At 71.4% G+C, this 22,820-nt stretch carries 26 protein-coding genes and 1 tRNA gene; 7 read left to right on the top strand and 20 right to left on the bottom strand.

All coding sequences use genetic code 11. From position 1 onward, the window contains the following. From ACAX67_RS04815 to ACAX67_RS04780, 8 genes are all read right to left on the bottom strand, one after another. Window positions 1–972, bottom strand: a complete 972-nt coding sequence (locus ACAX67_RS04815) for an MCE family protein (RefSeq protein ID WP_370702674.1) — start codon at window positions 970–972, stop codon at window positions 1–3. Beyond that, window positions 969–2,003, bottom strand: coding sequence for an MCE family protein (locus ACAX67_RS04810; RefSeq protein WP_370702673.1), 1,035 nt, complete (start codon window positions 2,001–2,003; stop codon window positions 969–971). The genes ACAX67_RS04815 and ACAX67_RS04810 overlap by 4 nt, the downstream gene beginning before the upstream one ends. Continuing rightward, window positions 1,996–3,045, bottom strand: coding sequence for an MCE family protein (locus tag ACAX67_RS04805; RefSeq protein ID WP_370702672.1), 1,050 nt, complete (start codon window positions 3,043–3,045; stop codon window positions 1,996–1,998). The genes ACAX67_RS04810 and ACAX67_RS04805 overlap by 8 nt, the downstream gene beginning before the upstream one ends. A 3-nt stretch (window positions 3,046–3,048) precedes the next feature. Next, window positions 3,049–3,894: an MlaE family ABC transporter permease gene (locus tag ACAX67_RS04800; protein ID WP_370702671.1), complete on the bottom strand. Its 846-nt coding sequence runs from the start codon at window positions 3,892–3,894 to the stop codon at window positions 3,049–3,051. Continuing rightward, window positions 3,894–4,721, bottom strand: a complete 828-nt coding sequence (locus ACAX67_RS04795) for an MlaE family ABC transporter permease (RefSeq protein ID WP_370702670.1) — start codon at window positions 4,719–4,721, stop codon at window positions 3,894–3,896. Before ACAX67_RS04795 ends, ACAX67_RS04800 begins: the two co-directional genes overlap by 1 nt. Before the next feature lie 124 nt (window positions 4,722–4,845). Then, window positions 4,846–5,607: a hypothetical protein gene (locus ACAX67_RS04790; RefSeq protein WP_370702669.1), complete on the bottom strand. Its 762-nt coding sequence runs from the start codon at window positions 5,605–5,607 to the stop codon at window positions 4,846–4,848. Next, window positions 5,604–6,212 (bottom strand): TetR/AcrR family transcriptional regulator, encoded by a 609-nt coding sequence (locus ACAX67_RS04785; RefSeq protein ID WP_370702668.1) that lies wholly within the window; start codon window positions 6,210–6,212, stop codon window positions 5,604–5,606. The genes ACAX67_RS04790 and ACAX67_RS04785 overlap by 4 nt, the downstream gene beginning before the upstream one ends. Window positions 6,213–6,255: 43 nt before the next feature. Next, complete coding sequence (locus ACAX67_RS04780; RefSeq protein WP_370702667.1) at window positions 6,256–8,388, bottom strand: MMPL family transporter; 2,133 nt, start codon at window positions 8,386–8,388, stop codon at window positions 6,256–6,258. A gap of 182 nt (window positions 8,389–8,570) precedes the next feature. Here ACAX67_RS04780 and ACAX67_RS04775 point away from each other — a divergent pair, with 182 nt between their 5' ends. Then, window positions 8,571–10,412, top strand: a complete 1,842-nt coding sequence (locus ACAX67_RS04775; protein WP_370702666.1) for an acyltransferase family protein — start codon at window positions 8,571–8,573, stop codon at window positions 10,410–10,412. Here the strand turns inward: ACAX67_RS04775 and ACAX67_RS04770 are convergent. Next, a complete protein-coding gene (locus ACAX67_RS04770) occupies window positions 10,390–10,989 on the bottom strand; it encodes a hypothetical protein (RefSeq protein WP_370702665.1) in 600 nt (199 codons plus the stop codon). The two genes, ACAX67_RS04775 and ACAX67_RS04770, sit on opposite strands and share 23 nt — an antisense overlap. A 13-nt stretch (window positions 10,990–11,002) precedes the next feature. Continuing rightward, window positions 11,003–11,887 carry an LLM class flavin-dependent oxidoreductase gene (locus tag ACAX67_RS04765; protein ID WP_370702664.1) on the bottom strand — a complete coding sequence of 295 codons (885 nt, stop codon included), beginning with the start codon at window positions 11,885–11,887 and terminating at the stop codon, window positions 11,003–11,005. Window positions 11,888–11,942: 55 nt separating this feature from the next. On the opposite strand from ACAX67_RS04765, the gene ACAX67_RS04760 reads away from it, so the two are divergent. After that, window positions 11,943–12,671, top strand: a complete 729-nt coding sequence (locus ACAX67_RS04760; protein ID WP_370702663.1) for an SDR family NAD(P)-dependent oxidoreductase — start codon at window positions 11,943–11,945, stop codon at window positions 12,669–12,671. Between the two features lie 9 nt (window positions 12,672–12,680). Here ACAX67_RS04760 and cls read toward each other — a convergent pair whose 3' ends face one another. The 3 genes from cls to ACAX67_RS04745 are packed head-to-tail and all read right to left on the bottom strand — an operon-like array spanning window position 12,681 to window position 14,518. Then, window positions 12,681–14,153: a cardiolipin synthase gene (gene cls / locus ACAX67_RS04755; RefSeq protein WP_370702662.1), complete on the bottom strand. Its 1,473-nt coding sequence runs from the start codon at window positions 14,151–14,153 to the stop codon at window positions 12,681–12,683. 21 nt (window positions 14,154–14,174) lie between these two features. Then, window positions 14,175–14,309, bottom strand: a complete 135-nt coding sequence (locus ACAX67_RS04750) for a hypothetical protein (RefSeq protein WP_370702661.1) — start codon at window positions 14,307–14,309, stop codon at window positions 14,175–14,177. Beyond that, on the bottom strand, window positions 14,306–14,518 hold the full coding sequence (locus ACAX67_RS04745; RefSeq protein ID WP_370702660.1) for a hypothetical protein: 213 nt from the start codon (window positions 14,516–14,518) through the stop codon (window positions 14,306–14,308). Before ACAX67_RS04745 ends, ACAX67_RS04750 begins: the two co-directional genes overlap by 4 nt. A 57-nt stretch (window positions 14,519–14,575) precedes the next feature. On the opposite strand from ACAX67_RS04745, the gene ACAX67_RS04740 reads away from it, so the two are divergent. Next, window positions 14,576–15,328, top strand: coding sequence for a dienelactone hydrolase family protein (locus ACAX67_RS04740; protein ID WP_370702659.1), 753 nt, complete (start codon window positions 14,576–14,578; stop codon window positions 15,326–15,328). On the opposite strand, the gene ACAX67_RS04735 is transcribed toward ACAX67_RS04740, so the two are convergent. Next, window positions 15,325–16,800, bottom strand: coding sequence for a CorA family divalent cation transporter (locus ACAX67_RS04735; RefSeq protein ID WP_370702658.1), 1,476 nt, complete (start codon window positions 16,798–16,800; stop codon window positions 15,325–15,327). The genes ACAX67_RS04740 and ACAX67_RS04735 overlap by 4 nt on opposite strands. Window positions 16,801–16,897: 97 nt before the next feature. Here ACAX67_RS04735 and ACAX67_RS04730 point away from each other — a divergent pair, with 97 nt between their 5' ends. Further along, complete coding sequence (locus ACAX67_RS04730; protein ID WP_370702657.1) at window positions 16,898–17,680, top strand: SDR family NAD(P)-dependent oxidoreductase; 783 nt, start codon at window positions 16,898–16,900, stop codon at window positions 17,678–17,680. Window positions 17,681–17,698: 18 nt separating this feature from the next. On the opposite strand, the gene ACAX67_RS04725 is transcribed toward ACAX67_RS04730, so the two are convergent. Further along, the gene (locus ACAX67_RS04725) at window positions 17,699–18,157 is read right to left on the bottom strand and encodes a hypothetical protein (protein WP_370702656.1); all 459 of its coding nucleotides are present in this window, start codon (window positions 18,155–18,157) and stop codon (window positions 17,699–17,701) included. A 155-nt stretch (window positions 18,158–18,312) separates the two neighbouring features. Here ACAX67_RS04725 and ACAX67_RS04720 point away from each other — a divergent pair, with 155 nt between their 5' ends. Continuing rightward, the gene (locus ACAX67_RS04720) at window positions 18,313–18,540 is read left to right on the top strand and encodes a hypothetical protein (RefSeq protein ID WP_370702655.1); all 228 of its coding nucleotides are present in this window, start codon (window positions 18,313–18,315) and stop codon (window positions 18,538–18,540) included. 348 nt (window positions 18,541–18,888) lie between these two features. On the opposite strand, the gene ACAX67_RS04715 is transcribed toward ACAX67_RS04720, so the two are convergent. Together ACAX67_RS04715 and sepX are read right to left on the bottom strand one after the other, a co-directional pair. Then, window positions 18,889–18,964, bottom strand: a tRNA-Ala gene (locus ACAX67_RS04715). Window positions 18,965–19,015: 51 nt separating this feature from the next. After that, complete coding sequence (gene sepX / locus ACAX67_RS04710; protein WP_370702654.1) at window positions 19,016–19,849, bottom strand: divisome protein SepX/GlpR; 834 nt, start codon at window positions 19,847–19,849, stop codon at window positions 19,016–19,018. Between the two features lie 182 nt (window positions 19,850–20,031). Here sepX and ACAX67_RS04705 point away from each other — a divergent pair, with 182 nt between their 5' ends. Together ACAX67_RS04705 and ACAX67_RS04700 are read left to right on the top strand one after the other, a co-directional pair. Continuing rightward, window positions 20,032–20,541, top strand: coding sequence for a SigE family RNA polymerase sigma factor (locus ACAX67_RS04705; protein WP_370702653.1), 510 nt, complete (start codon window positions 20,032–20,034; stop codon window positions 20,539–20,541). Further along, entirely contained in the window at window positions 20,538–21,179 is a 642-nt protein-coding gene (locus tag ACAX67_RS04700) for an META domain-containing protein (protein WP_370702652.1), read from the top strand. Before ACAX67_RS04705 ends, ACAX67_RS04700 begins: the two co-directional genes overlap by 4 nt. 3 nt (window positions 21,180–21,182) lie before the next feature. Here the strand turns inward: ACAX67_RS04700 and ACAX67_RS04695 are convergent, their stop codons facing one another. The 3 genes from ACAX67_RS04695 to moaC are packed head-to-tail and all read right to left on the bottom strand — an operon-like array spanning window position 21,183 to window position 22,818. Then, window positions 21,183–21,863 (bottom strand): GNAT family N-acetyltransferase, encoded by a 681-nt coding sequence (locus ACAX67_RS04695; protein ID WP_370702651.1) that lies wholly within the window; start codon window positions 21,861–21,863, stop codon window positions 21,183–21,185. Continuing rightward, window positions 21,860–22,342, bottom strand: a complete 483-nt coding sequence (locus tag ACAX67_RS04690; protein WP_370702650.1) for a MogA/MoaB family molybdenum cofactor biosynthesis protein — start codon at window positions 22,340–22,342, stop codon at window positions 21,860–21,862. The genes ACAX67_RS04695 and ACAX67_RS04690 overlap by 4 nt, the downstream gene beginning before the upstream one ends. Next, a complete protein-coding gene (gene moaC / locus ACAX67_RS04685; protein WP_370702649.1) occupies window positions 22,339–22,818 on the bottom strand; it encodes a cyclic pyranopterin monophosphate synthase MoaC in 480 nt (159 codons plus the stop codon). The genes ACAX67_RS04690 and moaC overlap by 4 nt, the downstream gene beginning before the upstream one ends. Window positions 22,819–22,820 lie beyond the last annotated feature (2 nt).

The following is a 22,820-nucleotide window of genomic DNA, read 5'->3' as shown; positions in this document are numbered from 1 at the left end:
TCAGCACCCCCCTGTCGGGCCGCAGCGGACGTGGTCGGGCAGCACCTCGGGGAAGTACAGGTTGACGAACGGTCCGTCCCCGGTGGCGTTGGCGATGTAGCGCGCGGTGACGGCCAGGCTGTGCAGCGCCGCCTTGAGCTGCTTGTCGCGCGAGGTGAGCACGCCCACCACGGTGTCGAGGTCGTGCAGCATCGGGCGCAGCCTCGCCTCGTTGTCGTCCATGATCTGGTTGATCGAGGTCGTGATCGACCCGATGTCCTGGAGCAGGTTGCGGATGGCCTCGCGCCGGCGGACGAGCTCGTCGATGACCAGGTTGGACTGCTGCATGAGCTGCACCAGGTCGCCGGTGCTGTTCGAGAGCTGGTCGGAGATCTGCCGCGAGGCCTCCAGCAGGTCGGCCACCTGGCCCTCGCGCTGGGTGATCACCTTCGAGATCCGCTGGATGCCGTTGAACGCCGGCGCGAGCCTGGGACCCGCCACCCGCAGGGTGTCGGCCACGACGCTGAGCGACTTGGCGATGAGCTTGCCGTCGATCTGGTCGACCGCGTGGGTGCCCTCGTCGATGACGTCCTGCAGGTTGAAGGGCACCGAGGTGTGCGCGAGCGGGATGGTGTCGTCGGCCAGCTCCCCTTCGCCCTTCGGCGCGATGGAGAGGTAGTGCGTGCCCAGCAGGGTGCCGACCTTGACCGACGCCTCGGTCTGCGCGCCGAGGTGGATGTCCTTGTCGACGGTGAAGGTCACGAGCACGTGGTCGTCGACCACCTTCACGCTGCGCACCTCGCCGACCTCGACGCCGGCGATCTGCACCCCCTCGGAGGCCCGCAGCCCCGCGGTGTGCACCAGCTCGGCCCGGTAGGTGTGCGCGCCGAACGGGATCACGCTGATGGCGAGCACGACGAGGCCGAAGACGCCGAGCGCGACGAACGCGGCGATGCCGATCCGGAACGGCTGGTCGCGGCTGATCAGCCTCATCGGCAGACCTCCGAGTAGGAGCCGGGCAGCGTGGAGGTCCGCACCGTGACCGGCCCGAGGTCGAGGTCGAGGTCGCAGAAGTAGAAGGTCAGCGCGTTGCGGTAGGAGAAGACCCGCGACAACGTGCCCATCAGCGTGCCGAACCCGTCGATCGCGTCGGCGAAGCGCGGCTCCTCGGCGGCGTACATGTGCAGCAGGTCCGCCGCCTTGCGTACGTCGGCCGACAGCGGCGCCCGCACGTTGCGCAGGAACGTCTCGCTGGTGTCGATGACGTGGGCGATGTCGTCGATGGTCTGGCCGAAGACCTTGCGGTTGCGCGCGAGCCCGGACATGAACCCCGTCAGCTGGCGCACGGTGCCGCGCAGCTCGTTGCCCTGGCCGGCGAGGTCGACCAGCACCGGCGTCAGGTTGTCGAAGACGGCGGCGAAGAGGTCGTCGCGATCGGCCAGGTAGTTGGTCAGCTGCGCCGTCTGGTCGAGCAGGTCCGCCACGGTGCCGCCCTCCCCTTGCAGCACCTTGATCACCGACTCGGCCAGCTTGTTGACGTCGTCGGGCTGGAGCACGTCGAAGAGCGGCCGGAAGCCGTTGAGGAGGGCCGTCAGGTCGAACCCGGGGCTGGTGCGGTCGATCGGCACGGTCGCGCCGGGGTCGAGCGCGGGCCCCCGCTTCTCCGGCTGGACGAGCGAGAGGTAGCGCTGTCCGAGCAGGTTCTGGTAGCGCATCACGAGCTCGGTGTTGGCCAGGAGCGGCTGGTCCGCCTGCAGGGTGAAGGCCACCTTCGCGGTGGCGTCCTCGCCCTGGTCGACCTCGATGGAGGTGACCTTCCCGACCTGCACGCCGGCCACCCGGACGTCGTCGCCCGTGCGCAGGCCGCTCACGTCCGCGAACTCCGCGCTGTAGGTGTGCGTCTCGCCGTCGACCCGGTCGGCCATGGTGTTCGCGAGCAGCAGCAGGAGCATGGCGGAGATCGTGAAGAACGCGATCACCTTCACGTGCACCGGCTTGACCCGGAAGCGCACGGCGCTAGCCACAGTTGCCTCCCGCGTCGGACCCGTAGCGGGGGCAGTCGGCACGGGTGTAGTCGTCCGGGCCGCGGAGGTAGATGTAGCCCTCGACGCGCGCGTAGCCGTCCTCGAGGGTGGAGAGCAGCTGGTGGGACAGGTTGCCCGTCTCCAGGAGCGTCTGGCTCACGCCGGCCCGCTCGTCGTAGACCGCGCCGACGATCGTCTGCGAGAGCGACAGGGCGTGCAGGTAGTCGGTCTCGTGCTCGGTCAGGAAGTCGTCGGTGTCCTGGACGAGCAGCAGCCCCCCGTCCAGCAGCTGCCCGAGCTGCTCGCGCCGCTGGACCAGGTGGTGCAGCGTGACGAGCGCGTCGTCCGTGGCGTCGAGGAGGTCGGGGGCGTTGCGCGCGACGGCCTCGAGGTTGGTCGCCAGCAGACGCAGGTCGCTCTGCACGCGCGGGATCACCGGAGCGAACCGCTCGGTGTAGCGGTTGAGCGTGTCGATCGCGACGCCGAGGTCGTCGCCGCGCCCCTCCAGCACCGTGGACAGCGTGTGCAGCGCCGTCGCGAGCTCGGCCGGCCCGAGCGCGTCCACGAGGGAGTCGATGCTGTCGAGCGCGGTCTGCAGCTCGAGGGTGCCCTGCGACTGGTCCTGTTGGATCACGTCGTGCGCAGCGAGCACGGGCGAGGCGTCTGCTCCGGCCGGCAGGGTCAGGTCGACGTACGACGTCCCGAACACCGACGCCGGGAGCACCCGTGCCTCGACGCCCCTGGGGATCTCGCCGAGCTGGTCCTTGTCGATCTCCATCGACAGCCGCACCCGTCGGGCGTCCCCGTCGATGGCGGCCACCTTGCCGACGACCATGCCGCGCATCTTCACGTCGACACCGGTGCGCAGCGCGCCGCCGACCGACTCCATCTCCGCCGTGACCGGCACGGTGTCGGAGAAGCCGCCGCGGAGCTTCACCACGAGGACGCCCAGGAGCAGGAGGATCACGACGAACACGGCGACCCCCTGGACGGCGAGCTCGCTGCGGGTCGGGTCCCGGTGCGCGGAGCGGAGGATGCCCATGCGCTAGCCCGAGATCCTGACGCCCGGATCGGTGCCGTAGAAGAACAGGGTGAAGAGCATGTCGAGCAGGATCACCGAGACGATGCTCGCCCGGATCGCGCGACCGGTCGCCTCCCCCACGCCGGCCGGGCCGCCGGAGGCGTTGAAGCCGTACCAGCAGTGCAGCAGGGCGACGATCAGGGTGAAGACGAGGATCTTGAAGGTGGAGATCAGGATGTCGCGCCCGGACAGGAACTGGCTGAAGTAGTGCTCGTAGGTGCCGCCCGACTGCCCGAAGACGACGGTGACCACGCCCTTGGAGGCGACCCACGAGCCGATCAGGCCGAGGTAGTAGAGCGGCAGGATCGCCGTCATCGTCGCGGCCACGCGCGTGGTGACGAGGTAGTGCATCGGCGGCACCGCCATCACGCTGAGGGCGTCGATCTCCTCGTGCAGCCGCATCGAGCCCAGCTGCGAGGTGAAGCGGCAGCCGACCTGCGAGGCCAGCGCGAGGGAGGCGATGAGGGGGGCGAGCTCACGGGTGCTGACTCCGGCGTTGATGGCGCCGGTCAGCGGCCCGAGGCTGAGCAGCTCGAGGCCGCTGAAGCCCTCGATGCCGAGCGAGGTGCCGGCCGCCACCGAGAGCAGCACCATGATGCCGATCGTGCCGCCGCCGATGAGCAACGCGCCGGTGCCCCAGGCGATGTCGGTCAGCTGGCGCATGTACTCGCCCGGGTAGCGCTTGAGCGTCAGCGGGACGGCGCCGACGGCACGGACCGCGAACCGTCCGAACGAGCCCATCTTGGCGAGCGTGTCCATCACGCCGTCGGCGAGCCCGACGATGCTGTCCCCCAGCCGCGTCGACGCCATCAGACGAGCCTCTGCGGCACGAGCATCACGTAGAGCTGGGTGATCCCGACGTTGACCAGGGCGAGCAGGATCACGCTGAGCACGACCGACTGGTTGACCGCGTCGGAGACGCCCTTCGGGCCACCCTTGGCGTGGAGGCCCTTGTGCGCGGCCACGATCACCGCGAGGAAGCCGAAGATCGCCGACTTCAGCACCGCCATCACCAGGTCGAGGGTCTGCCCGAAGGAGATGAAGGCGCCGAGGTAGGTGCCGGAGCTCACCGAGCCCGAGCCGACCACCAGCACGTAGCCGGTCAGGATCGCCGTGGTCGCCACCACGGCGCTGAGGCAGACCCCGACGATCACGGCCGCGACGAGGCGCGGCGCGACGAGGCGCTGGATCGGGGAGATCCCCATGACCTTCAGGGCGTCGATCTCCTCGCGCACCGTGCGGGCACCGAGGTCGGCGGTGACCGCCGCTCCCACCACGCCGGCGATCATCACGGCCGCGACCAGCGGCGCAGCCTGCCGCATCACGCCGATCGCGTTGACCGCGCCGATGAAGGACTGCGCGCCGATCTGCCCGGCCACGCCGCCGACCTGCACCGAGACGATCACTCCGAACGGGATCGAGACGAGGATGGTCGGCAACAGCGAGACCCGGGTCATGAACCAGGCCTGCTCGAAGAACTCGTCCCAGGAGAACCGCCCACGCACGATGTCGACGGCCGCCGCGAGAGCGGAGTCCCACGCGAGGAGCACCATCTCCCCCGCGGTGACGACCCCGGTCCGTGCGTGGTCGACGACGAAGTCGACGGCGCCGCGTGCGCCCACCATCGCGTTCGCCACGTCTCTGGACCCCCTGGTCTCGGGTGGTGCGGAAGGCTCGGGACAGATTCTTAACAGGTGCTAATCCTGTCGAAACAAACGGCACCCTAGCCGAAAAGTCACGGGCTGTGGGGCCTCGTTCGCATCAACCGGCAGATTGCCGGCGGCGCAGCTTCTCCAGCTCGCGCACCGTGATGGTGCGGGTCTCGGGCGGCGCCACGATGTCGACCGGCGTGTCCCAGTCGGCCCAGGTGAACGAGGCGGACCCCGACGCGCCGAGGTCGACCGACCGTCGTACGACGCGACCGTCGGTGTCGAACCAGTAGTCGGTCACCGCGGGGCCGCTCGCCCCCGGCGCCGCGCTCGCGGCGACCTTCGCGACGACCTGGTAGCGGCGGACGGTGGCGCCGGCAAGGGTGTCCTCCCCGCTGTAGCGCACCTCGGTGATCTCGTCGCGCGCGCCGTCGAGCTGGGCACGGGGGTCGGCGTCCTGCAGGACCGAGTCGGTCAGGCCGAGGTCGTCGGCCCCGATCGCGACCCACAGGCCCCGCGACTCCGGGACCCGCATGTAGGTGGCGTCGCCGACCGTGCGCAGGTCGACCGTGCCGCCCCCGGGCTGCCAGTCGGCGAGCCGCAGGTCGACGTCCATGCCGTCGTCGCCGTACTCCACCGAGCCGCGGCCGTGCAGCTTCACCTGTCCCGACACCGCGAAGGTGACGTGTGCGGTCGCGCCGTCGTCGAAGCTCCCCTCGAGCTCGTCGAGGAACGCCTCGACATCGACCTTCTCGCCCTTCTCGGCGTCCTGCGGCCGCGGCGGTCCGGCCTGCGCCGGGTCGTCGGCGCTGCACGCGGTGAGCCCCGGGAGGAGCAGCGCTGCGACGGGCAGGAGGGTCGCCCACCGCCTCATCCGAGCACCCGTGGCACCAGCTCGAGCAGGGAGACCAGCGACTTGGTGAGCACGGCGTGGACCTGCTCCCGGTCGAGCCGCTCGGACTCCAGCCACTCCCACAGTGCTTGCCAGGCGAGCTCGCCGAAGCACGCGACCAGGGCGCGCGCCGCCGGTGACGCCTGGGCCGGGTCGTCCATGACCGTGGCCAGGACGTTGTCGATCGTGCCCTCGTCGATCTCGCGGAGCACGCCGCTGACGACCGGGTCGCTGTGCGACCCGCTGTGCACGCGCCGCAGCGCGAGGAACGACTCCCGCGTCGCCCCGACCCCGTCGAGCCAGCGGTCGATGACCTGGGCCACGGCCGCGTCGAAGTTCTCGGTGCCGCTCACCAGGCCGGTCAGCGGCGGGAGGGACGGGACCTTCGCCGTCTTCTGCAGCACCGCCAGGTAGAGGTCCCGCTTCGAGCCGAACTCGTGGTAGATCCAGCCCCGGTTGCACTCCGCGTCTGCGGCGATCGCCACCGTGGAGACCTTCTCGTAGGGCTGGCTGGCGAAGTGCTGCGCCGCCGCGCGCAGGATGCGGCTGCGCCGATCAGGCGGATCGATGAGCACCTCGGCGGTCATGGCGCTGAGGATACAGGGATCGTTGACAGGTGCTAACGGACTACTACTCCTCGCGGATCCCGAAGCGGTCGTGCAGCGCCCGGAGGGGCCGCGGCGCCCACCAGTTGGCCTGCCCGAGCAGACGCATCAGCGACGGCACGAGGAGGGCGCGGACGACCGTGGCGTCGATGATCACGCCGACCGCCATCGCGACCGCGATCTGCTTCATGAAGAAGACCGGACTGACGGCGAAGGCCAGGAAGACGACGGCGATCATCAACGCGGCGGCCGAGATGATCCGCCCGGTGCGCGCCACTCCACCCGCGACAGCGTCGGCGTTCGACAGCCCCTCGTCGCGCAGCTCCTTGATGCGCGCCATGACCAGCACCGCGTAGTCGGTCGCGAGGGCGAACGTGACGGCGAAGATGAAGACCAGGCTGGTGACCTCGACCGCGTGGGGGCCGTGGTAGCCCAGGAGGCCGAGCGCGAACCCCTTCTCGAAGACGAGCACGAGGAGCCCGACCACCGCCGAGAGGGTGAGGGTGTTCATCAGCAAGGTCTTCAGCGGCAGCAGGACGGACCCGGTCAGCAGGAAGAGCAGCACGACCGTCAGCAGCACGATGAGGGCGATGACCGGCGGTGCGTTGGAGACCAGGCTGTCCTCCTCGTCGATGAACCGCGCGGTGTTGCCGGAGACGAGGAGACGGGTGCCGTCGGCGGTGGGGAGGTCGCGGATGTCGCGTACGGCGTCGCGCGACCGCTCCGACAGGGCCGGCTGCGCGAGCGTGGCCGTCGTGAAGGCCACGCCGTCCGGGGCCTCGGTGAAGGGCGCGACGGCGGCGACGCCGTCGACCTCGCCGATCCGGGACGCGAGCCCGGCCAGGGTGGTCGCGTCGGCCCCGCCGGTCACGGTGAGCGAGACCCCCTCGACCAGCCCGCGGCCGAAGTGGTCGGCGACGTAGGCGTTCACCGCGTAGGACTGCTGCCCGGGCGGCACCGCCTGCGCGCTCGGGCCGGTCAGGGTCGTGCCGAGCAGCGGCGCGGCGAGCGCGAGGAGCGCCGAGGTCGTGAGGAGGGCGGTCACGACGGGGCGACGCATCACGGCGCGGGCGATCCGGAACCAGCCGTCCGAGGCGGCCGACACCGATGCCCCGCGCCGGATCGACCACCGGTCGATCCACGGGCCGAGCGCCACGAGGATCGCCGGCACCACCACGACCGCCAGCACGGCCGACAGGGCACCGACGGTCGCTCCCGCCACCCCGATCGAGTAGAGGAACCGTTGCGGCATCAGCACCAGCGCCGCCATCGCGCCGGCCACGGTCAGCCCGGAGAAGAGGGCGGCGCGGCCCGCCGTACGCACGGCCCGGCGGTGCGCCTCGAAGGTGCGGCCGTGCGCCGCCACCTCCTCGCGGTGACGCGAGACGAGCAGCAGCGCGTAGTCCACCGCGAGCCCCAGGCTCAGCGCGGTGGCGATGTTGAGGGCGAAGAGTGAGGTGTCGACGAACGAGGCCATCACGCGCAGCGCGAGGAGGGTGCCGACGATCGAGAGGATGCCGAGGACCAGGGGGACGGCGGCGGCGACCACGCTGCGGAACACGAGGAGCAGCAGGATCGCCAGCAGCGGGAACGCGATCAGCTCGGCGTTGGTGAGGTCCTTGCGGGTCTGGTCGTTGACCTCGTTGAAGGACGGCGCGAACCCGCCGTAGCTCACGTCGAACATCTCGGAGCGGACCCGGGCGCGCACGGACTCGTCGGCCAGGCCGCCCTTGTCCTCGAGGTCGGTCGTCGACAGGCTGGCCGGCAGCACGATCGAACGGCCGTCGGCGGCGACCAGGTCCGGCGCGGGCGTCGCCGGGTCGAGCGGGTTCGTCACGTGCCCGACGTAGTCGGCGCCCCGGACCTCCTCCACCAGCCGGCCCACCTCGGCGACGACCGCAGGATCGCTGGTGTCGATGGCTGCGCCGTCGGGGTCGCGCAGGAGGACCACGAGTCCCGGCTCGGCGTCGTAGCCCAGGGAGTCGGCGAGCACCTCGCCCGCCCGCTCGCTCTCCGAGGCGGGATCGGTGAAGCCGGCCGCCTTCAGGTGGTGCTCGACGTCGTGTCCGAAGAAGACCGCCACCGCCGCGAACAGGAGGGCGGCGAGCAGGATCTTGCGGGGGTGGCGCCAGGTGAGGTCGGCGAGCCGGTCGAGCACGCTCGCAAGGTATCGCTCCCGTCGGGGTGAGCAGGAACACGTCCGCGATCGCTCTTCCCGACTTCAATGCGGCGGTTCGGCCCATGGACCATGGTCGACGGAGTCACAATGCCCTGTGGGGACGGGGCGTTCACGCTCTTGTGGCCACCCCTGAAGGAGCTTGAGGAAGGACGGGATCAGTCATGCCCTCGGACGTCCGGGGCCGCTCGGGGCGGCAGACCGACCGGGTGCCGGGCCTCGACACGTTGCGCGCGCTCGGCGTCGCGACCGTCGTGGGCTACCACCTCGGGGCGCCGCACCTCGGTGGCGGCTTCCTGGGCGTGACGCTCTTCTTCGTCCTGTCGGGTTACCTGATCACCCGGCTGCTGCTCGCCGAGATCGACCTCACCGGCACGGCCGACCTCCGCGCGTTCTGGGTGCGCCGGCTCCGCCGCCTCCTGCCCGCCGCCTACACGGTGGTCGTGGTCTGCCTGGCCGGCGCGATGATCTTCGCCCCCGACCTGCTCACGAAGGTCCGCGGTGACGGGTTCGCAGCGCTCGGCTACGCCAGCAACTGGTGGATGATCTTCCACGACGTCTCCTACTTCGACTCCTTCGGCCTGCCCTCGCCGCTCGCCCACCTCTGGACGCTCGCCATCGAGGAGCAGTTCTACGTCGTCTGGCCGGTGGTGCTGATCGCGATGCTCCTGCTGATCCGGCGCCGCGACCGGATCCTCGCCACCGTCGGCGCGGCGATCCTCGCCTCCTCGATCCTGATGGCGGTGCTCTACGACCCGCTCGACCCCAACCGCAGCTACATGGGCACCGACACCCGGATGGGCGAGCTGCTGATCGGCGCCTTCCTCGCGCTCGCCCTGCACCTGACCGAGGACGACGTCGCCCGGGTGCCCGACCGGCTGGCCGTCGTACTCGAGGGAAGGCGGGCCTGGCTCGCGCTCGCCTGCTCGGCGGGGGCGTTCGCGCTGCTCGCGATGGCGCTGCCCGACACCTCCGCCCTCGCCTACCGCGGCGGCATCCTGCTCGCGGCGCTCGCCTCCGCCGGCATGATCCTGTCGCTGCAGGCGACCGCCGTCTCACGGGTGGCGGTGCACGTCGACAACGGACCGGTCGGGGCGCTCGGACGACGCTCCTACTCGGTCTACCTCTGGCACTACCCGGTGCTGGTGGCGCTCTCGACAGCGCAGAACATCGGGCACTTCTCCGGCGGCCGCGCGCTGGCCATCGTGCTCGTGACGCTCGCGCTGTCCGAGGTCTCCTACCGGCTCGTCGAGGGTCCCGTACGACGCCACGGCCTGCGCCGTGTCGTCCGCACCGTCACGAGCGGGATCCGCGGGCTGCCGCGGCGCTGGCGGCGACCGGCCTTCGTCTTCGCCGTGTCGCCCGCGCTCCTCGCCTGCCTCGCGCTCGCCGGGGTGAACACCCCGGCACCGAAGGACCACGGTCCGACCACGGTCGTGACGGGCTCGGCGCCCGTCGGCAGCGACACCGGTCGGTCCGTCCCGATGGCGGCCCACCAGCACGAGCCGAAGCACCGGCCCGACCCGGCCGCTCCGCTGATCGGGCGCGACACGGTGGCGATCGGCGACTCGATCATGATCGACATCGCCCCGCTGCTGGGCTCCGAACTGCCGCACGTCACGATCAACGCCGAGGTCGGCCGCCAGCCCTGGACCGGGCTCGACATCGCCCGCTCCTACGCGCAGTACAACCGGCTCGGGGGCAACTACATCCTCGGCATCGGCACCAACGGCGGGATCGACGTCGACTCGCTGGCGGACTTCTGCGAGGACCATCCGTGGTCGCGGATCTTCCTCATCACCCCCCACGTCAACCGCACCTGGGAGAGCACGAGCGTCGACGCGATCGAGGCCGTCGCCCGCGACTACCCCAACGTCCGCGTCGTCGACTTCCACCACGCGGCCGACGGCCACCCCGGCTACTTCGCCGGCGACGGCGTGCACCTCACCAGCGACGGCAACCGGGCGATGGTCGACCTGATCCTCAGGGCCGCGACCGACGCCTGACGGGGCAGCTGGAGATGTCGGCCTGGTCGGCGTAGAGCGGCAGCTCCTCGATCGTGGCGGTGAGCGTCTCCGGGCCGCCGAAGAGGCGTGCCGGGTCGAGGTAGACGGCCTCGTCGAAGTACTCGCTGACGATGGCGCGCACCGGTGGTGATCCCGGAGTGAGCGTGCGGGCGACCGCGTCGCGCACGTAGCCCTGGCGCAACGGGTGGAGCTTCGCCGACGACGGCGTGTGCACCTCGTGCCAGCCGTGGAAGAACTCCTCCTCTCCCAGCCGCTCGGGCTTGGGGAACCAGGTGAAGTGCGTGAGCCAGTCACCCTCGGCGACGGGCTGCGGCACCGACTCGGTGACGAGGTAGGCGTCCCCCGGCACCTGGCGTACGACGTCGCGCCAGACGTCGACCGAGTCGACCCAGAGCTCGACGACGGCACGGAGCTCGGCGCCCCGACCCATCAGCAACGTCGCGCCGGGCAGGTCGGCCGCGACCGACACCTGCAGGGACCGGAGCCCGGCGACGTCGAGGCCGGGCGCGCGCCCGGCGGCCTCGTCGTCCCAGACCAGCAGGTCGATCTTCTCCACGGCGTGCTCCTTCTCAGAGGATCTCGGCGATGCGCTCGACCTGGCTCAGGTCGGAGCTGGTGGGGATGAGGTGGACCTCGTCGCACCCGGTGTCCTCGAACCGCTTCAGGTGGTCGCGCAGCTCGGCCGGGGTGCCCGCGAAGCCGGCGGTCGCGGCCAGGGCGTCGACCAGGTCCGGCGGCAGCCAGTTCATGTAGTGGCGCAGGTGCCGGTGGACCTGCCCGCGCGGGTCGTCGCCGACCGCGAACCAGAACGAGGTCGTGAGCCGCGGCTCCGCCCGCCCGACCTCCGCCCAGGCGTCGCGGGCGAGCCGGAAGAGCGCCTCGACCTCCGCTGCGTCGGCCGCGAGCGTGACGCCCGCGAGCCCGTCCGCCCAGCCCGCGGCGTGCCGGATCGTCCGCTCGCCCATCGTCCCGACGAGGATCTCGGGACCACCGTCGCGCACCGGCGGCGGCCCCACCGGTCGTACGGCGTCCGCGACCCGCTCGCCCGCCCACACCGCGCGCATGGTCGCCACGGCGTCGGCCATCACGCCCATCCGCTTCGTGCCGAGATCGGCGTCGACGACGCGGTAGTCCTCGTCGCGGCCACCCACCCCGACCCCGACGCTGAGCCGCCCCCGGCACAGCTGGTCGGCGGTGGCGAGGCTCTTGGCCAGGAGCACCGGGTGGTGCAGCTGCGGCACGACGACCGTCGTGGTGACCCGCACCCGCGAGGTCCAGGCGGCGACGGCGCCGAGCAGGGTCGACGCGTCGGGGTTGTCGAAGGCCATCCGCTCGCCGAAGCAGAGCGAGGAGAAGGGGCCGGCGTCGATCGTGCGCGACCAGGCCTCGAGGATGCCCGCCAGATCCGAGGGGAGATCCGGCTCCATCACGGGGAGCGTCATGCCGACCTGCACGCGGGCACTCTGTCACGCTTCCCGCAGAAATAGAACATGTTCTAGTATTCCGGCCATGCACACCGAACGCGCGCAGCGCTTCACGGACAAGCGGGTCGTCGTGACCGGCGCCAGCGGCGGCCTCGGCCGCACCGTCGTCGACCTCTTCCGCGCGGAGGGCGCTCGGGTCGTCGCCACCGACGTGGTCGCCGGCGACGGCATCGCGGCGTGCGACCTGGCCGACGACGACGCCCGCGACGCGTTCGTCCAGCACGCGCTCGCCGAGCTCGACGGGCTCGACGTGCTGTGCAACGTGGCCGGCATCCAGCAGTTCGCGGAGCTCGGCAAGCTCACCGCGGCCGGCCTGCGGAAGCACTTCGACGTCAACGCCCTCGCGCCGATCCTGCTCGCCCAGGCGTTCGCCCCGGCGCTCGTGGAGAGCAAGGGCAACGTGGTCTCGGTCGCGTCGATCTCGTCGGTGATGGGCCAGCCCTACAACGCGCAGTACTGCGCGTCGAAGGCCGCACTGCTCCTCGGCATGCGCTCCCTCGCGGTGGAGCTCGGGACCAAGGGCGTGCGGGTCAACTGCGTCTCCCCCGGCGGCATCGACACCCCGATGATCCAGGCTGCCGCCCACGGCCTCCCCGCCGACACCGACTGGAACCTGATCGCGAAGAGCCAGTCCGTCATGCCCGGCTTCATGCCGCCCGAGGAGGTCGCCGAGCAGCTGCTCCACCTCGCCTCGGACGCCGCGCGCTCGGTCACCGGCGCCAACCTGGTGGTCGACCGCGGCGTCGTGTGGTGAGCGCCGCGCCTACTGCAGCGCCGCGGTGAGACGCATGACGTTGTCGACGTACCTGGTGCGCGCGGGACGCTCCTGCCAGGCCTCGCGGGTGAGCTCGCGCGAGAGCGTGCGGTAGGAGTCCTCGACCTCGCGCAGCTTCGCCACCACCTCGGGGCTCGGCAGCATGAGGGAGACCTCGAAGTTGAGGCCGAACGAGCGCATGTCCATGTTGCTCGAGCCGACCACGGCGACCTTGTCGTCGACGGTGAAGTGCTTGGCGTGCAGGACGTACGGCGCCGGGTAGCGGAAGATCCGCACGCCCGCGGCGAGCAGCGCGCGGTAGTACGACGCCTGGGCGTGCCCGACCATGAACTGGTCGGACACCTCGCTCACGAAGAGCTCCACCGCGACCCCCCGCTGCGCCGCCGTCGTCACGGCGTAGAGGAGCGACTCGTCCGGCACGAAGTAGGGCGAGGTCAGCGAGATCCGCTCGGTGGCGGAGTAGATCAGCGCGGTGAACATCCGCAGGTTGTTCTCCGCGACGATGCCCGGTCCGCTCGGCACCACCTGGCAGGGCACGTCGAAGACCTCGTCGGCGCGCCGGTCGGGGGCGCCGTGGACCGGCACGAGGTCGACCGCCTCGGCCGTCTCGACGTACCAGTCGGTGGCGAAGACCGCGTTGAGCGCGCCCACCACCGGGCCCTCGAGCCGCACCATCAGCTCGACCCACTCCCGGCCGAGCCGGTGGTTCTTGCGGCTGTTGTAGCCCGGCTCGGTGAGGTTGAGCGAGCCGGTGAAGCCGACACTGCCGTCGACGACCAGGATCTTGCGGTGGTTGCGCAGGTCCGGCCGCCGGAACCGGCCGCGCAGCGGCTGGATCGGCAGCATCGGTCGCCAGCGGATCTCGGTCCGCCGGAGCCGGCGCAGCATGCCGCGGTAGCCGTCGACGCGACGGGAGCCGAGGTGGTCGAACAGCATGCGTACGACGACGCCGCGCTCCGTCGCGCGCACCAGGGCCTGGAAGAGCGGGTCGGTCACGTCGTCCCACGCGGTGATGTAGAACTCGACGTGGACGAAGGACCGGGCGCGGTCGACCTCCGCAGCCATCTCGGCGATCACGCCGGCGTAGTCCGGCCACAGCTCGACCTCGTTGCCGCCGGACATCGGCAGCGCACCCAGCCGGCGGTTGAGCTCCGCGACGGTGCGCAGCTCCGGCGGGATCGCGCTCTCGTCGTACTCCAGGTGGAGCGCCTCCGAGGGGCCGAGGACCGCCTCGATCGCGCGCTTCTGGCGGGCCACCCGCCGACCCTCGAGCCGGGTCCGGCCGAAGAGCTGGAAGACGATGAAGCCGATGATCGGCTCGACCAGGATGAGCAGCAGCCAGGCCATCCCGGTGGAGGGCTTGCGGTTGCCGGGGATCACCCCGAGGGCGACCAGTCGGAGCACGATCTCCAGCGCGAGGAGCAGCCACCCCAACGTGGACGTCGGGTCGGGCAGGTTCATGCCCGCACCCTAGTGACGGCCTCAGGGACCGAAGGTCACCGCCGCGCAGAGGGCGCACACGCTCTCGCGCACCTCGACGCCGTACTCACTCTCGACACTGACCAGCTGCCACTCGTGATCGTGAACCGGTGGCAGGGAGGCCAGCGCCTCGCTCACCCGATGCGGCTGTCGTCGCGGTAGGTGACGACCCGGTCGCGGCGCCACGGCGGCGCGTAGAGCAGGGAGATCACGATCGCCAGGATGCCCGCGATCAGCAGGATCGTGCCGAGCGCGTCGTCGTTCACGAAGTTGAGGTCGACCGTGATCACGTTCATCACGAGGATGAGCCCGGCGATGATCAGGACGATGCCTAGTCCGATGTACATGTCCTCCAGGTGCCCATCGCGGCAGGCTCCATACCGGTGAGGCGTACGGTCGCTGGCATGACTGGTCTGCGCAGCACCGTCGTCTCCGTGCCCACCACCGACGGCACGGCTGACGCCTACTTCGTGGCACCCGACGACGACAGCACCCGTCCCGGAGTGCTTCTCTACATGGACGCCTTCGGCCTGCGGCCCCAGCTGGAGTCGATGGCCGACCGGCTCGCCGGGGAGGGCTACGCCGTGCTCGTGCCCAACGTCTTCTACCGCCGCGGCGCCGCACCGCTGGTGGAGCTGCCGGCCTTCATCGGCGGCGACGGTCGCGCCGGGTTGTTCGACCAGCTCAAGCCGCTGATGGCCGACCTCACCAACGAGGCCGTCATCCGGGACGCGGAGGCCTTCGTGGACTGGCTCTCCGCCCGCCCCGAGGTCGGCGACACCATCGGCGCGACGGGCTACTGCATGGGCGCCCGGCTCGCGCTCCTCACCGCCGCCTACCACCCCGACCACGTCACCGCGGCGGCCGGCTTCCACGGGGCGCGCCTCGGCTCGGAAGCACCCGACAGCCCGCACCTCTTCGTCGAGGCGATGACCGCCGAGCTCTACCTCGGCCACGCCGACGGCGACCCGTCGATGCCACCGGAGCAGATCGAGCGACTCGACGAGGCGCTCGACGCCGCCGGCGTACGTCACACGACCGAGGTGTACGACGGCGCGCAGCACGGCTACACGATGGCCGACACCGACCGCTACGACGCGAGCGCCGACGCCCGCCACTGGGCCGCGCTGGTCGACCTCTTCGCCCGCAACCTCTAGCTCATGATGCGGCGGATCACCCAGTAGGACACCGCCCCCGACACGATCATCAGCACCAGCATCAGGTCGAACCCCGCCCAGCTGCCCTGCCCCGGCAGGGCGGTGTTGGCACCGAACAGGCCGGCGACGAACGTCGGCACCAGGATCAGCCCGGTGACCTTGCCGAGGTAGCCCTGGAGCCGCTCGGAGGCCTCCTGCTGGCGGGCCTGGCTCTGGATCGTCAGCAGGTCCATGTCGGCGCGGATCTCGTTGTAGAGGTGCTCGAGCTTCTCCGACGCGGCGTCCACTGCCGCGCTCAACGCCTTCGCCTGCTCGTTGGAGGTCTCGGCCCCGTCGTCCTGCTCGCTGTCGCGGTCGGGGTCGGCGAACCAGGTGTCGTTGGGCATCTCGTCGCCGGCGAGGCGGAAGGCCGTCACGCTGCGGGAGAACTCGCCCACGATGGCGAGGAAGGTGCTGATCTCCACCGCCGCGTCCTTCAGCGACTTCGGCTCCTCGTCGCCCTGGTCGTCATGGTCACCCAGCGTCGTGTAGAAGAGCACCTCCCACTCCGAGACCCAGCGCTGCAGCATCCGCAGCGAGGCCCCGTACGTCGCGACGAGCGAGCGGGCCAGGTAGACCGCGAGGTCGCCGGCCTCCTTGGGACGGTCCGGTCGGGCGGCGTCGACCGGGTCCTGGACCCAGCGGTGCGCCACGTGGCTGGTGAACGGCTCGCGGAGCAGCGGCGCGCCCGCCTCCGGGGGACGGCCACTCCTCAGGATCCTGCTCGGGTGCCAGCAGGTGACCATCCAGTCGGGCCCGACCACGAGCTCGACCAGCTGGATGACCAGCTGCTCGTCCTGCCCGTCGAAGCGGTCGTCCTTGTTCTCCTGCTCCCGGGTGACCAGCGCGGGCACGGACACCTTGCGGACGCCGGTGCGCTCGTCGCCGTACGTCTCCGACTTGGGTTGGACGTCCGGGGTCAGCAGGTCGGTCAGCATCGCGAGGTTGAGCTCGGGGCACCACGGCCGGAGGCGCTCGAGGAGGTCCGCGGCCTGCACGGCGGGGTCGCCGGCGTCCGGGTCGACCTCGAACCACCGCACCACGCCCGGCGGCTGGTCGGCCTCCGCCGCCTCGGCCGCGTCGTCGAGCGGCACCATCGTGCCCGGGACGCCGGCACGCCAGTGGCTCACCCGGACGCCACGAGCGCCCCCCGGTGCCACCGCACCACCGTCGCCGACGTGCAGGTCCAGCACGTCGCGCCGCGAGATCGTGTCCGGGTCGCAGCGCACCGCCACGCCCTCGTCGCGCAGCGCCTGCACCATGTCGTGGATGTCGCAATGGCCACCCTGGCTCCGGAACGCGTGGAGGAGCGAGGACACCTTCGCCATCCGCTCGGTGCGCTGCCCGTGGTGGAGCTCCGCTGCGATCCGGCTCGCCGTCTCGCGCCACGACCCTGCGCGGAGCTCGACGGGGCCGCCCTCGATGGTCGACACCCGCTCATGGTGAACCCGCGCGGCGGGCGCGGGGGCGAAAAGCGCGAAACCTGGGTGGCCCGGGCTTGCGCCGACCGGGATGGGTACTCGCCATGCCATGACATCCGACACCGAGCTCGCCCTCATCACCGGTGCCTCCAGCGGCATCGGGCGGTCCCTGGCCCAGGTCTTCGTCGACGAGGGGTACGACGTCGTGGTCGTCGGCCAGAGCGAGGGGGTCGAGGAGGCGGCGGCCGAGCTGCGGGCCTCGGGCCGGGAGGTCCTGCCGGTGCGGGCCGACCTCTCGACGGCCGCCGGCGTCGAGGAGCTGTGGCGCGCCGTCGAGGCGACCGGGCGACCGTTGGCGGCGGCGGCGCTCAACGCCGGCGTGGTCGTCAGCGGGCCCTTCGCCGACACCGACCTCGCCGAGCACCTCGGGTTGGTCGACCTCAACGTGCGCTCGACCGTCCACCTGGCCAAGCTCGTCGTGGACCACATGGTGCTGTGGGGACGTGGCCGCATCCTGATGACGGCCTCCATCGCGGCCGCGACGCCGGGCCCGTTCCAGTCGACGTACGCCGCGTCGAAGGCGTTCGTCCACTCCTTCGCGGAGGCGGTCGGCTACGAGCTGAAGGACACCGAGATCACGGTCACCTCCCTGATGCCGGGCCCGACCGACACCGAGATTTTCGAGCGGGCCGACATGGAGGACACGGTCATCGGGCAGGAGCCCAAGGACGGTCCGGACCGGGTCGCCCGCGACGGCTTCGACGCGATGATGGCGGGAAAGCCGCACGTGCGCGCCGGCAACATCCTGAACAAGGTCGCGGCCGAGGTCGCCACGCACCTGCCCGACCGGATCGGCGCCGCGGTCGCCGCGTCCCAGGTCAAGCCGGACTGACGCCGCCGCGCCCGGCCGCTACTCCGTGGTGGCCGTCCCCACGTCCGACGCCGCGTCGCTGAACTCGCCCTCGACCGCACCGAGGCTGGGCCGCTCCCCGGTCCCGTCGACGCACACCCATTCGGTCTCGTCGCCGTACTGGTCGTGCCCCTGCACGCAGTACTCGTCGCCCCGCTGCTCGACGTCGACGCGGACCCCGGGCAACGTGAAGAACACCGCGTTGCCCACCCGGACCGGCCCGGTGTCGGAGTCCACGGACATCTCGATGCCGGGCAGCCCGCTCCTCAGGAGGTCGTACTGCATCGCCGCCATGAGCTGGGTGTCGTGGTACATAGCCCGCGGCCGGTCCGAGCGCTCGTTGAGCACCCACACACCCGCGAACGCCCCGCCCAGCACCGCGATGATCACGAAGGGCAGCACGACGAACTGCACGAACCGCCGCAACAGGCGGCGTCGAGGCCGGTCTGGCTGGTCCACGATCTCCCCCACGCAGATGTGCTGAACTCGTCCGGGGAGCCTAGCGGTCCGAGTGGGAGGGACGCCGGGGATGGCGTCCATGTCGTCCTACGACTGCACCGTGCTGGGTCGGCTAGGCGCAGGACGGCCAGGTCTGATCACGCTACGGTGCGCCGATGGACCGCCTCCTCGACTTCCTCGCCGTGCTCTTCACCGTCCTCGTCGGGCTCCTGGCAGCCGGCCTGATCTTGATGTCGGACGACCCCCACAGCTGGTTCATCGGAATCGGCATCTTCCTGGCGATGATCGTCGGAAAGCTCGCCGGGATCCACGACGTGTCGAAGCATCAGAGCGCCCAGCTCCAGTACCTCGTCGAGGTCGCCGCAGATATGCCTGAGCAGTGACACAGGCGCCCACCCGACCATCAACGGGGTGATTCGCGCAGTTCGCCGACCGCAGCAACCACGGCACCGACGATCGCGAGGATCATTCCCAACCCGAGGGGCAACCACGGGTCGTCCACCCCTTGGCTACGCGTGCTCATGAGATGCACGGTATTGGAGGACGAGCCGACATCGACGCTGGTTCGGTGGAACCGACCGACCTCACGGGCACGAGAATCGGCTCTCCCGCGCTAGGGTCCCACCGGATGGGAGCGCAGCGCAGGCCACGGCGGCCCACCGGGCCCTTCCAAAGCAGAAGACCGGACCCCTGAGGGTCCGGTCCGTCGGGTCTCTCTCCGAGAGATCACATGGTGGAGCTGAGGGGATTCGAACCCCTGACCTTCTCATTGCGAACGAGACGCGCTACCAACTGCGCCACAGCCCCAAGCGAGGGGAAACGGTAGCACCAGGCGATGCGTGCTCCCGAATCCAGGGGTCAGGCGCCGGACACCCGACGCTGCTCCGGGGAAGCCTCCTCGGCGCGCTGCCCGACGGCCTCGCGGGCGAGTGCGGAGTCGGCGGCGTTGCGGCCCGAGCTCCACACGCCGGTGGAGTCGAGGTCGATGGTGCGGACGGTGCGACCGGCCTGCGCCTTGGCGACGTACGTCGGCAGGGTGACCGGGACGGGGTCCCAGCCATCGGGGTCGACCGGAGCCACGGGGGCCTCGGCGACGTCGTCGCGGACGGCCTCGATCTCCTCGGTGTGGTCGCCGGCGTCCTCCTCCGCGATCGCCTCGTCGGCGAGCGTGGTGCGACGCTTGCGGACCGGCGTCGCGCTGACCCGTGCGGCGCGCTCCTGCTTGACCATCAGGCGGCAGGCGACCAGCCACGCGACGAGCAGCGCGGCGGGTGCGGCGAGCAGCGTCCAGCCGACGGTGCCCAGGGCAGCCAACGCCGCGACGATGACGTTGAGGGCCACGATCGTGCCGAGCACGCGGCGCCGTCGCTGGGCGGCCCGCGCCGCGGCGGCCTTGCGGGCGCGGAGCTGCACGGGGCTGAGAGCTGCCGTCGGGGCGGCGACCTCCTCACGAGCTCCAGCCGGCGCGGCGTCGCGCGCGGAGGGAGCGGTGGCGCGCGTCGTACGTCCGATCACGAGCTTGGCCTCGTCGCCCGACACCGGCTCCCGACGAGCCAGCACGCGCACCCGGTCGGAGAAGCTCTCCACCGATCGGCTCGCCCGGTCGATCTCGTGGTGCTTGAGCGCCTTGGGCACGAGGTAGACGGCCCAGGCGACCGCCAGGGCGACGAAGATCAGTCCGCTCAGGTCCACACGGCAGAGGCTATGACCGCTACCGCACTTCGGGACGTATGTCTATCGGTGTGTCACAGAACGACTCATGTGACTCATGTGATTCATCGGCCCGTCATCCGCCGGATTCCTGGCGGCGGGAACCGAACGTCTGCGCTCGGTCATCGTCCAGGGTGAGGGCGACAGAACAGGAGCGAGGCGACATGGACGAGACCGCGCGCGCGGCCTACGCCGAGTTCGCGACCGCGCGCTGGGGCGCGTTGGTGCGGGCCGGTGTGGTGCTGGGCTGCGACCACCACGCCGCCGAGGACCTGGCGCAGGCGACCCTCGTCCGCTGCTTCGTGAAGTGGAGCCAGGTCGAACGGGCGCACGACCGCGACGCGTACGTCGCCCGAGTCCTCGTCAACCTCCACCGCCAGGGACGGCGCCGGCGCTGGCGCGACGAGGTCCCGAGCGAGGCCCCTCCGGAACGGTTGGTGGAGAGCGACGCCGCCGCGGTCGACGACCTGGAGGGAGTACGGCGTGCGCTCCTCTGTCTCACGCCCGAGCAGCGTGAGGCCGTCGTGCTGCGCGTCCACCTGCAGCTGCCTGAGCGCGAGGCGGCGGCCGTCCTGGGCGTGCCGCCGGGGACGGTGAAGAGCCGGCTGTCCCGCGCGCTCAGCAGGCTCGCCACCGAACCGACCGTGATCGAGATGCGTGGAGGACGACAATGACCGACGACACGGAGCAGCGGGTGATCGCGCTCATCGACAGGATCCCGGTCGCGGGCGCGCCGGTGGCCGACCTGGTGCGCGAAGGCGTCCGCACCCGGCAGCGCCGGCGCACGCGCTGGATCGCTGGCGGCGCCGGCTCGCTCGCCGTCATCGGGATCGTCACCGCGATCCTGATGTCTGGCTCGGACGCCTCAAGGGGGCGCGACCCGGTGCCGGTCGCCAGCGACAGCCCCACGGCGACCAGCACGACGACCACCCCGGCCGCACCGCTGCCCATCGTCGAAGGACGGTGGATCGTCGAGGCGCTCATCGGGCCGGGCGGCAAGCCGGTGCTGGACGACCGCTGGCGCGGTCAGGTGTGGCTGAAGCTCGAGAACGGCCACGTCACGGGCGACACGGGCGTCAACAGCATCTTCGGCCGCTACGAGCAGGGGGGCGCCGACGGCGAGGACCTGGTGTTCTTGCCCGACAAGCTCGGCACCACGCTCGTCGGCTGCACGGACTCCAGCGGCGCGAACTGCGAGCCGCCGTTGCTGGACCGGCTGCTGGCCGTGCGCCACGTCAGCCAGGTCGGAAAGAAGGTCTACCTGCACGCCGAGAGCTGGATGATCGTCGCGGTGCTCCGCCCCGCTGGCTGAGGATCAGTGCGGCGCGGAGGCGTCCCCGCCCGACTCCTCGAGCCGGGCCAGCAGTCCCTTGGGGGCGTCCTCGCGCGTGATCGCGAAGATCCGGTGGTCGCGCCAGGCGCCGTCGATGTGCAGGAAGCGCGGGGCGTAGCCGACCTCGTGGATGCCGAGCTTCTCCACGACGCGCAGCGAGTTGGAGTTCTCGGGGCGGATGCAGATCTCGAGCCGGTGCAGCCTGGCGTTGAAGAAGCAGTGGTCGACGGCCATGGCGACGGCGCGCGGCATCACGCCACGGCCGGCGTGCTTCTGGTCGATCCAGTACCCGATCGAGGCGAACTGCGCCGAGCCGCGCACGATGTTGTTGACGCTGACCTGGCCGGCGAACTCCCCGTCGACCTCCACGACGAAGGGGAAGGTCGTCCCGCGGCGGGCGGCCCGTGACAGCCGCCGCACGAGAGACGGGAACGTGGTCGGCCGCGCCTCGCCGCCGGGAGGGACAGTGGCGTCCCACTGCGAGAGCCACGCCAGGTTGCGGCGCCGGGTCTCGCGCCATGCGCGCGCATCGGAGCGACGGATCGGTCGGAGCACGACGACGGGGTCGGTGCCCGACATGAGCTGGTTGGGCCAGGCCCGGCCCTCGCTCGAGACGATCATCCGCTCACGAGCGAGCCGGCGCAGCCGGTCTTCGGCGCTCAATGGTCGCTCCCCACGATCTGCTCCACCGCGTGCACGAGGACCGGTTCCAGCACGGCGAGCGCGTCCTTCACGCCGCCCCGCGAGCCCGGGAGGTTGACGACGAGGGCCTGCCCCGCCACGCCCGCGAGGCCGCGCGAGAGCGCAGCGGTCGGTACCCCCTTCGCGACGCCCGCCGCGCGGATCGCCTCGGCCAGGCCGGGCACCTCGCGGTCGAGCAGGGAGCGGGTCACCTCGGGCGTGCGGTCCGTCGGGGTCAGCCCGGTGCCGCCGGTGGTGAGCACGACGCGCGCTCCGTCCGCCGCCGCCGCGGCGATCGCGGCGCCGACGGGTTCGCCGTCCGGGCACACGACCGGGTCCTCCACCGCGAACCCCAGTGAGCGCAGCGAGTCGACGATGAGCGGACCGGTCGTGTCCTCGTAGACACCCGCCGCCGCCCGGTTGGACGCGACCACGACGACCGCCTTCAGGCCGGGGGTCATCGCGACCAGTCCCCCGACTTCCCGCCCGTCTTGGTCTCGACCCGCACGTCGGTGATGACCGCTCCCTTGTCGACGGCCTTGACCATGTCGACCACCGTCAGCGCGGCGACGGACACCGCCGTCAGCGCCTCCATCTCCACCCCCGTGCGGTCCGTGGTCCGCACCGTCGCGACGATCTCGACGGCGTCGTCGGCAACGGCGAGGTCGACGGTGACCCCCGAGACCGCGAGCGGATGGCACAGCGGGACCAGGTCCGGCGTGCGCTTGGCGCCCATGATGCCGGCGATCCGGGCCACCGCGAGCGCGTCGCCCTTCGGCACGCCCTCCCCGCGGAGCAGCGCCACCACCGCCGGCGAGACGAGCACGCGTCCCGAGGCCGAAGCCGTCCGCGCCGTGACCGCCTTCTCCGAGACGTCGACCATCCGGGCGGCCCCGGACTCGTCGACGTGGGTCAGGCCCGGCGCTGGGTCAGTCATGC

Origin of the sequence: Nocardioides candidus (genome assembly GCF_041321175.1) — a bacterium.
Lineage (GTDB): Bacteria > Actinomycetota > Actinomycetes > Propionibacteriales > Nocardioidaceae > Nocardioides.
Note: the sequence above shows the minus strand (reverse complement) of the source record. Positions and strands in the feature narration are given on the sequence as shown.

What these genes read in the sequence shown, in the direction of transcription:
- ACAX67_RS04815 (WP_370702674.1), bottom strand. Translation starts at nt 972, where the DNA reads ATGAGGCTGATCAGCCGCGACCAGCCGTTCCGGATCGGCATCGCCGCG.
- ACAX67_RS04805 (WP_370702672.1), bottom strand. Translation starts at nt 3,045, where the DNA reads ATGGGCATCCTCCGCTCCGCGCACCGGGACCCGACCCGCAGCGAGCTC.
- ACAX67_RS04800 (WP_370702671.1), bottom strand. Translation starts at nt 3,894, where the DNA reads ATGGCGTCGACGCGGCTGGGGGACAGCATCGTCGGGCTCGCCGACGGC.
- ACAX67_RS04790 (WP_370702669.1), bottom strand. Translation starts at nt 5,607, where the DNA reads ATGAGGCGGTGGGCGACCCTCCTGCCCGTCGCAGCGCTGCTCCTCCCG.
- ACAX67_RS04785 (WP_370702668.1), bottom strand. Translation starts at nt 6,212, where the DNA reads ATGACCGCCGAGGTGCTCATCGATCCGCCTGATCGGCGCAGCCGCATC.
- ACAX67_RS04775 (WP_370702666.1), top strand. Translation starts at nt 8,571, where the DNA reads ATGCCCTCGGACGTCCGGGGCCGCTCGGGGCGGCAGACCGACCGGGTG.
- ACAX67_RS04760 (WP_370702663.1), top strand. Translation starts at nt 11,943, where the DNA reads ATGCACACCGAACGCGCGCAGCGCTTCACGGACAAGCGGGTCGTCGTG.
- cls (WP_370702662.1), bottom strand. Translation starts at nt 14,153, where the DNA reads ATGAACCTGCCCGACCCGACGTCCACGTTGGGGTGGCTGCTCCTCGCG.
- ACAX67_RS04745 (WP_370702660.1), bottom strand. Translation starts at nt 14,518, where the DNA reads ATGTACATCGGACTAGGCATCGTCCTGATCATCGCCGGGCTCATCCTC.
- ACAX67_RS04740 (WP_370702659.1), top strand. Translation starts at nt 14,576, where the DNA reads ATGACTGGTCTGCGCAGCACCGTCGTCTCCGTGCCCACCACCGACGGC.
- ACAX67_RS04730 (WP_370702657.1), top strand. Translation starts at nt 16,898, where the DNA reads ATGACATCCGACACCGAGCTCGCCCTCATCACCGGTGCCTCCAGCGGC.
- ACAX67_RS04720 (WP_370702655.1), top strand. Translation starts at nt 18,313, where the DNA reads ATGGACCGCCTCCTCGACTTCCTCGCCGTGCTCTTCACCGTCCTCGTC.
- ACAX67_RS04705 (WP_370702653.1), top strand. Translation starts at nt 20,032, where the DNA reads ATGGACGAGACCGCGCGCGCGGCCTACGCCGAGTTCGCGACCGCGCGC.
- ACAX67_RS04700 (WP_370702652.1), top strand. Translation starts at nt 20,538, where the DNA reads ATGACCGACGACACGGAGCAGCGGGTGATCGCGCTCATCGACAGGATC.
- ACAX67_RS04690 (WP_370702650.1), bottom strand. Translation starts at nt 22,342, where the DNA reads ATGACCCCCGGCCTGAAGGCGGTCGTCGTGGTCGCGTCCAACCGGGCG.
- moaC (WP_370702649.1), bottom strand. Translation starts at nt 22,818, where the DNA reads ATGACTGACCCAGCGCCGGGCCTGACCCACGTCGACGAGTCCGGGGCC.